The organism is Gordonia sp. ALPHA1B1 (assembly GCF_005502615.1).
Classification (GTDB): domain Bacteria; phylum Actinomycetota; class Actinomycetes; order Mycobacteriales; family Mycobacteriaceae; genus Gordonia; species Gordonia hongkongensis.
In genome coordinates this window covers 1-7,329 of the sequence record NZ_SCOC01000073.1, presented here as the reverse complement: position 1 = coordinate 7,329, position 7,329 = coordinate 1, and the positions used below count along the sequence as shown (strand labels likewise).

Annotated in this window: 5 protein-coding genes; 1 reads left to right on the top strand and 4 read right to left on the bottom strand. The window is 70.1% G+C overall.

Annotated features, from left to right (window positions below; all coding sequences use genetic code 11):
- Window positions 1-361 precede the first annotated feature (361 nt).
- Complete coding sequence (gene arr, locus FFS52_RS23230; protein ID WP_137811058.1) at window positions 362-790, top strand: NAD(+)--rifampin ADP-ribosyltransferase; 429 nt, start codon at window positions 362-364, stop codon at window positions 788-790.
- A gap of 89 nt (window positions 791-879) precedes the next feature.
- Here the strand turns inward: arr and FFS52_RS23225 are convergent, their stop codons facing one another.
- The 4 genes from FFS52_RS23225 to FFS52_RS23205 all read right to left on the bottom strand — a co-directional run bounded on the left by FFS52_RS23225 (window position 880) and on the right by FFS52_RS23205 (window position 7,128).
- A complete protein-coding gene (locus FFS52_RS23225; protein WP_137811057.1) occupies window positions 880-1,557 on the bottom strand; it encodes a hypothetical protein in 678 nt (225 codons plus the stop codon).
- A gap of 311 nt (window positions 1,558-1,868) precedes the next feature.
- Window positions 1,869-2,627 (bottom strand): SDR family oxidoreductase, encoded by a 759-nt coding sequence (locus FFS52_RS23220; protein WP_137811056.1) that lies wholly within the window; start codon window positions 2,625-2,627, stop codon window positions 1,869-1,871.
- 218 nt (window positions 2,628-2,845) lie between these two features.
- Window positions 2,846-5,338 (bottom strand): helix-turn-helix transcriptional regulator, encoded by a 2,493-nt coding sequence (locus tag FFS52_RS23210; protein WP_137811055.1) that lies wholly within the window; start codon window positions 5,336-5,338, stop codon window positions 2,846-2,848.
- Window positions 5,339-5,373: 35 nt separating this feature from the next.
- Entirely contained in the window at window positions 5,374-7,128 is a 1,755-nt protein-coding gene (locus FFS52_RS23205) for an Hsp70 family protein (RefSeq protein WP_137811054.1), read from the bottom strand.
- Between the last annotated feature and the right edge of the window lie 201 nt (window positions 7,129-7,329).

Genomic DNA, 7,329 nt, shown 5'->3' with positions numbered 1-7,329 from the left:
CCATGACAGAAGGCATAGCTCGCTAGGGATGGTCTCACCTATCGACTTCGAAATCAGATCACACACAAGTCAGCAAACAAGCTAACCGTGTCCACTTTTTCAGGGGAACCTCAAACCACATCGACACCGGATACCCACAGGTCAACGTCGGCTTCGACCAGTGGTGAGGACAGCGAACCTGTGGTGAGGAGGAGGGAGGACCGAGATGGGTTCGGGGGCGGGTCGCCCGCCCCCGAACCCCGCCACTTCCACCATATGTCGACGACGGGGGCTTGCGGCAAGGCCCCGGTGGCCGTGCACAATCTCTCGACGACCGAGACACAGGATGCGATCGATGCCCGAGAGTGCAGACCATCCCGACATGGCGGACACCCCGGAACGATTTCGAAAGCACGAGTCCGGGGCCTACTTCCACGGCACCCGAGCCGACCTTCGGGTCGGCGACTTCCTGACCCCCGGCCACCGCTCGAACTACCGCCGCGAGCACATCTCGAACTACGTCTACATGACCAAGGTGCTCGACGGCGCGGTGCTCGCGGCCGAGATGGCGGTGGGTGACGGGCGCCCCCGGGTCTACATCGTGGAACCATCTGACGACGTACACGACGATCCGAATGTCACCGACAAGAAATTCCCCGGCAACCCCACCCATTCCTACCGGAGCGCCCAGCCGGTCCGGGTCGTCGGCGAGATGACCGACTGGGTGGGACATTCGCCGGAATACCTCCAGCAGTTCCGGGCCGGGTTGGAGGCACTCCGGCAGCGGGGCGAAGCGGGTCTGTACGACTAGCCCGCCGTCGCGACATTCTCGCCGTGACGGCGGCGCTCCGCGACCGGTCACCGGCCGCGGAGCGCCTGCTGCAGCTTCGAACTCACGGATCAGGGAAAGATGTTCTCCAGCGATCCGAAGGCTCCGCCGGCACCCGATGCGGCGAAGTTGGTGGTGCACCCGTTGAACGAGACGTTGTCGACATTGACCTTGCCGGCCCCCTCGTTGGGCTGACTGGAGACCCCGTAGTGGTCGACCACGGTGGTGTGCCCCTCGCTGTTGGCCGCCTTCACCAGATCATCCAGGGTGGCGTTGGTGCCTCTCTTGATGGTGCCGAGATCTCGGGTGGCCCACCACTGATCAGAGCCGCCGGCGTCTGCCTTGCCTGCACCAGTCGGCGCGGTCCAGACGAGCGTCGCAAATCCATTGGGTTGCCCGGTGTTGGCCCCGGTCACGCGGAGTTGCCAGTTCGCCTGCCCGTCGGACTTGTTGAACGTGAGCGGCTTCGCGATGGCGTCCGTCAGCTTGAGCTGCCCGGCGCTCTTGTACGACGCCTGGCGCGGTGTCTGCTCTGTCGTCACGAACTCGAGAGACCCGTCCTGATCGACGACATTGGTCGCCGTCACCTTGCCCGCCTGGCCGCGCTCGTCACCGAACGTGTTGCCCCAGCCCGCCGGGTTGGCCGGAGTGGAGACCTTGGCACAGTTCGCCTCGGATACGGGGGCTGCGGTCGCCACCGCGGGAGCGATCAGGGCCGCGACCCCGAGGGTCGCGCCAGCCGTCGTCACACGGATGAGATTTCTTCGCACTGGTTCTTTCCTCCTTTGTCGTTCGGTCCATCGATCTCCCGCAAGCTAACAAAGGGATTAATCAGATACCAGCGCGATTAAAGGCCTCTGAATGAGGAACACCTTTACACAGCGAATCTGACCTGCACGCACAGTGCATCAGTGGACCATGTCGCATGTTTGCTTTTGAATCCAGAACTCCCGGCTATCTGCCTATTCCGCACCACCCGGTGACTGTGCGCCGAATCCCATTGACTGTGCATCGAATTTCGTTGACTGTGTGCCGTACTCCGTCAATCGGACTCATGGACTCAGAGCGTCGTCGCAATCCCACCGTCGACCGGAATGACGGTCCCGGTGAGGTAACAGCCGGCGCGACTGGCGAGGTACACCACCGTCCCGATCATGTCGTCGGCTCGACCGATACGCCCCAGCGGGGAGGCCGCGGCGACCTCGTCGCCCAGCTCGGCCAGGATCGGCGCCATCATCTTGGACTCGAAAGGACCTGGCGCGATGGCGTTCACGGTGACATGACGCGGTCCGAGGTCCCGCGCGAGATGCCGTGTCAGCTGATGGACGGCCGCCTTGCTCGACGAGTAGGAGTACGACGCGGTGCGCGGCACCCGGATCCCGTCGACGCTGCCGATCATGATGACCCGCGACGGGTTCTCGGCAGTCGCAGTACCGGTCAGCAACGGCAACAGTGTCTGCGTGAGCACGAACGGCGTCTGGACGTTGAGCTTCAGCACCCGGTCCCAGGCGGAGTCCGGGAACTCCTCGAGCGGCGCACCCCAGGTCGCGCCGGCGTTGTTCACCAGGACGTCGAGGGTGTCGGTCTCCGACGCCACCTGCTGCGCGAGGGTTCGTGCACCCTCGGGCGTCGACAGATTCGCCTGTAACGCAGTCAGTCCCGCGGCGCGCGCCTCGGCCAGCGCGTCGTCATTGCGACCGGTGATGAGGACCCGTGCCCCGCGGTCGTGCAGTCCGTGGGCGATCATCGCCCCGATACCCGACGTGCCGCCGGTGACCAGCACCGTCTTGCCACTCACATCGAACAGGTCAGAAGTCATCGTCGTCGGTACCTCGGTGCTCGTTTCTCCAGGAAGGCGGCGGTCGCCTCGCCCCGATCTTCGGTCATAGCCGTGATCATCTGCTGCCGGTTCTCGAATTCGACCGTGGCACTGAGTCATTCCGTCCCGGAAGACCGCCCCACAGAAACGGACAGACAACATATCGCTCGCGCCGGGCCGCTGTCGGGCGGTTTTCAGCACAGGCGGCGCGAGCCTGCCTACCGATACCCAGCCGCGCGGAGGGCAGCCATCAGTTCCGACCGCGACCCGGCATCGAGCCGGCGTCGGATCCGGGCGACGTGATGCTCGACGGTCTTCGCAGAGATGTACAGGCGCTCACCGATTTCCCGGTAGGTGAAACCCTGCAGCAGTTCGTGGGCGACCTCGGCCTCGCGATCGGTGAGCGGCCCGCCGATCAGTGGAGTCAGCCGCCGATCTTCGCCGGCCGAGCGAGCGGTGTCCAGGAGGCCGGCCGCGGTCGCGGGATCGTCGGCGCGGGACGCGGCCATACCCGCGAGGCGCGCTGCCTCCCAGTGCAATCCGATGCTCCGTAGCGCTTCGACGGCGGCGGTGACGGGTTCCGTTGATTCGCCGGCGTCGTTCAGCGCGACCCAGGTGCGCGCACCGGTCGACAACGACCCGGCCGTGCGGTTCTGCGCCGCGGCGAGGTCGAGACGAGTCAACCGGTGCGCCACAGCGGACTGGTCGCGCGTGATGGCAACGGCTTGGACGCCCGCGAAGTCCCACGACGCCGACCACGCCGGGGGGTCGCCAAGATCCGCGAGCAACCGGTCGGCTGCGTGCACATACCGCGCAATCGCGGGAATCTGACCCAGTCGCGCTGCGGCGATCCAGAACTCGCCGAGCGGACGCAACAGGTAGAGGTCCACCTCGATGGCGGCGAGGAGCGACAGGCCGTCCTGCCACGCGGCCGACAGCGCGGACAGGTCACCGTGGCGCCGGGCCAACCCGAGCCGGATGGCCTGCACCCGAAAGCGTTCGGACATCCCCTGCGGTTCCGCCGTCGGGAGCAGACGCGCCGCCGCTTCGAGATCGCCGACGGTGAGCGCGGCCTCGGCGTCGAGAATGGTGCGGGCCGGCTCCGCCGCCACCGTCCGGATCGATTGCGCGGCAACGGTGTCGCCGAGGTTCAACGCCACCGCGGCGGCCGCGTGCAGAATTCGGGCCGCAGACGGGCCTCGGGACGACGTCGCTCCCGCTGAGATCCCGCGCACCACGACGTCGACCGCGTCGCCGGTACTCATCTCGGCCGTGTCGTCGAGGGTGGCGAGCAGCCCGCGGACCACCAGCGACCGTGTGGCCCGACTCGCCACCGGCGCGCGGCCACGATCGGCCGCGCCGATGGCCGTGGCCGCCGCGCGGTCTCCGACCGCGAGCAGGGCGACTGCAGCCGACAACGACTGCGATGCAGAAAGATCGGATCCCGTCCAGCGGTAGAGGTCGGCGGCGTGCGAGGCGAGTCCGCGCCGCGCCGCGACTGCGGCGGCGAGCTCCACCCACTCCGCGACCCATTCGTCTGTGGGTACGGCCGACTCCAGCCGACGGTCGGCCGCGGCACCCGCACCGTCGAGATCCCCCGATGCCAGGGCACGCTGGGCCATCAGGAGCCGGACGTCATCACGCCCCGGCTCCACCCGATCGGCGGCCTGCAGGAGGACCACCGCCCGCGCCGCGGTCGCGTCGACCGCGCCGACCAGCAGCGCGTCGACGATCCGCGGGTCGTCGACACCGGCCTCGGCCGCGAGCAGCGCGGTGTCGGGGGTGAGCTCGGTCGCACGCAGTCCGACGACGACCGAGTTGCGTCGTAGCTCGTCGATCTGCTTGTCTCCCAGCACATCACGCAGTGGACCGGCCGCAGCCGAGACGAAGACGTCCGCGCCGCGTAACAGGCCGCACCCGCGAGCCCGGTCGACCGCCTCGAGCGCGGCGGCTCGGTCGGTGCCCGCCGCTTCGGCGACGCTGTCGGGGTCGAGGGGCGCCCGGACCGAGGCGAGGGCCAGCACCGCGAGCGTGAGCGGATCGAGTCCGCGCAGCAGCCGATGGTGCCACTCGCGGGACACCCGATCGACGACGGCGATTTCGTCGGCCCCCGGCTCGTCGAGGACGCGCGAGGCGCTGCTCGAAGTGCTCCGGAGCGCCCGCAGCACAATGTCGATGGGAGCTCGCGCACCGCCACAGCGTCGACGGATCAGCGATGCCGTGGTCGGCGCGAGGGTCAGCCCGGCGCGGGTCGCGCGGGTCAGGACATCGGCGGTTCCGAGCGCCTCGAGTTCGAGGACCGCGCCGAACGGTCGGGCGCGGTCGCGCAACCGGCGGACGTTCGGGTCCAGTTCCCGCGGTTCGATCGTGGCGATCAGCCCGATCGTTCCCGCGTCGAGCATGCCCAGCGCGGTCTCGAACATGGCCACCGGCCACAGATGCATGTCGTCGGCCAGCACGAACACGGGACCCGCGCCGTCCGCGACGGGCAGCCCCACACTCACCGGGAGGTCCAGTCGTCGGAGTTGTTCGTGCACGGCGTTCAGCAGTGCCGAGCGTCCGCTGCCGGGGGTGCCGACGGCCACGGCGCACAGCGGATGGCCCGAGTGCGCGCGATCGACGATGCCCGCCACCCACGACGAGGTGCGCGACGCGGCCGAGGACGGGTCCGGACGGTCACCGATCGTGGAGACCGGTGTCGTCGGGGTCATCGAACGGTCCAGGGGTGACCGGGGAGTCAACGGATTCAGCAGTCGATGCCGACGACGCCGGTGACGCCGCACAGCACCCGGCCGGTGCCGTCGAGGACCCCGCCCGGGGTGATGCCGCCACCGCCGGTGTCCGGTTCGGGGTAGTCCGGCGCCGGTGCAGGCGCTGGTGCCGGAGCCGGAGCGGGCGCCGGCGCTGGTGCTGGTGCTGGTGCGGGCGCCGGTGCAGGCGCCGGGGCCGGAGCCGGGCGGCCGGGGGTGCTTCCGGGCGCAGGGGCGCCGGCAGACGGGGCGCCCGCAGACGGGGCGCCGGCCGCGGTCCGCCGCGGCGCATCGGTTGCGGTGCCCGGAGCCCGGGTTCCCGTACCGGTCACCGGTGCTGCGGTGGTCCCGGGACGCGCACCGGTCGCGGTGGTGCCCGGGGCGCCACCGGGGTTCTGCGTCGAGGTGGCCGTGGTGGTCGCCGCTCCCGCGGGTGGGGGCGTCGCCTCGCCGACCGAACCGACGAGTCCGGTGCCGACGGAGAGTCCGGTTGCGGTGACGAGCGCCAGTGCGGCGGCGCCGACCGTGATCAGGGTGCCGCGCTTGCGGCGCGAGAACCGGGGAGCGGGCTCGGCGACCGGGGTGCTCGGAGCCGGGACGATCTCGCGGAGCGGCCGCTCCTCGGGCGCGGCCGAGACGAGGGCCGCGGTCGTGGCGGGGGCCGGAGCCATCGCCGACCGGCGCGCGGCAAGCGTCGTGCCCGCCATCAGCGCGCCGCCGGCTGCCGAGGCGGACGCGGGATCGGGGTCTCCGACGACCGGCAGACGCAGGGTCGAGGACAGCATCTCGGTGACGAGCGGGATCGCCGCACCGCCGCCTCCCAGCAGGACCGCGGTCACCCCGGCCGGTTTCATCCCGGGTGCCGCGTGCGCGCCCGACGAGTCGTGGCCGACGGCGGACGCGGAGACCGCTTCGCGAACCAGCGCAACCGCCTCCATGACCGGTGCGCGCAGCAGGTCCTCGATGTCGTTCCGGACCAGCCGCGCCTCGGTGCTCACCTGCCCGATCCGCACGTCGACGACGGTGTCGGTGTCCACCGACAGGGATTCCTTGGCCCGGCGACACTCCTCACGTAGCCGGTTCACGTCGTCGAGGATCGCGCCGCTCCGGACCGGGTCGGCCAGACCCGCGTCGACCTCGGCGTCGGCACCGGTCACCCGCAGGGTGTGCGCCAGCAGCAGGCGGTCGAACTCGTTGCCGCTCACGGTGTCCAGATGCAGCGGACGGCCGACCGGGGCCGGATCGGAGCCGGTGGTCAGGACGGAGACGGTGAGCCCCGCGGCGCCGAGGTCGCAGACGACGACCGCGCCGTCGCCGAAGGCGCCCTCGGCGTGTTCGGCTGCAGCCAGGGTCGCCCGTGACTCGGTCACCCACGTCATCGCGTCCGCCGGCACCGAATCGGGGTGGGCGGCAAGTGCCGCCCGGGCCTCGTCGACGGCCTGATCGGACCAGTTGTCGGGGTGCACGACGGTCAGGTGCACGTCGTCGGACGGTGTCGAGTCGACGCTGTTCGTGCCGAGGTCGAGCCGGGCGACCAGCGCCGCGACCGCGTCGGCGTAGAGGTCGGCGGCCGCGATCGTGCGGCCGTGGTCGTCGAGCATCGGGACCGGGTCGCCGACCCGCCCGAGGAAGTCGTCGGCATCCACCAGAGCGGACGTCTCGACCGAGACCGCGCCCTCCCAGGACTGTTCCGAGGCGGCTACCGCCACGCTGTTCGCGGTCCCGATCTTCACACCGATCCCGATGGCCATGACGCTCACTCCTGTTCGCACCTGCAGACGGTGGTCGGTGACGGTGCCGCGTCGTGCGGGCAATCCGTCGATGTCACGTGCCCCGGCCCCGGCGGCGCACTTCACCCAGTGTGTCGCGGACCGGCCCCCTGGTGTTAGCCCTGGCCGGGGATTAGGGGGAAAGTCCCGACCCCCCTATGCCGGCGGCGCCCGGACCCCGTC

What these genes read in the sequence shown, in the direction of transcription:
- FFS52_RS23220 (WP_137811056.1), bottom strand. Translation starts at nt 2,627, where the DNA reads ATGACTTCTGACCTGTTCGATGTGAGTGGCAAGACGGTGCTGGTCACC.
- FFS52_RS23205 (WP_137811054.1), bottom strand. Translation starts at nt 7,128, where the DNA reads ATGGCCATCGGGATCGGTGTGAAGATCGGGACCGCGAACAGCGTGGCG.
- FFS52_RS23210 (WP_137811055.1), bottom strand. Translation starts at nt 5,338, where the DNA reads ATGACCCCGACGACACCGGTCTCCACGATCGGTGACCGTCCGGACCCG.
- arr (WP_137811058.1), top strand. Translation starts at nt 362, where the DNA reads ATGGCGGACACCCCGGAACGATTTCGAAAGCACGAGTCCGGGGCCTAC.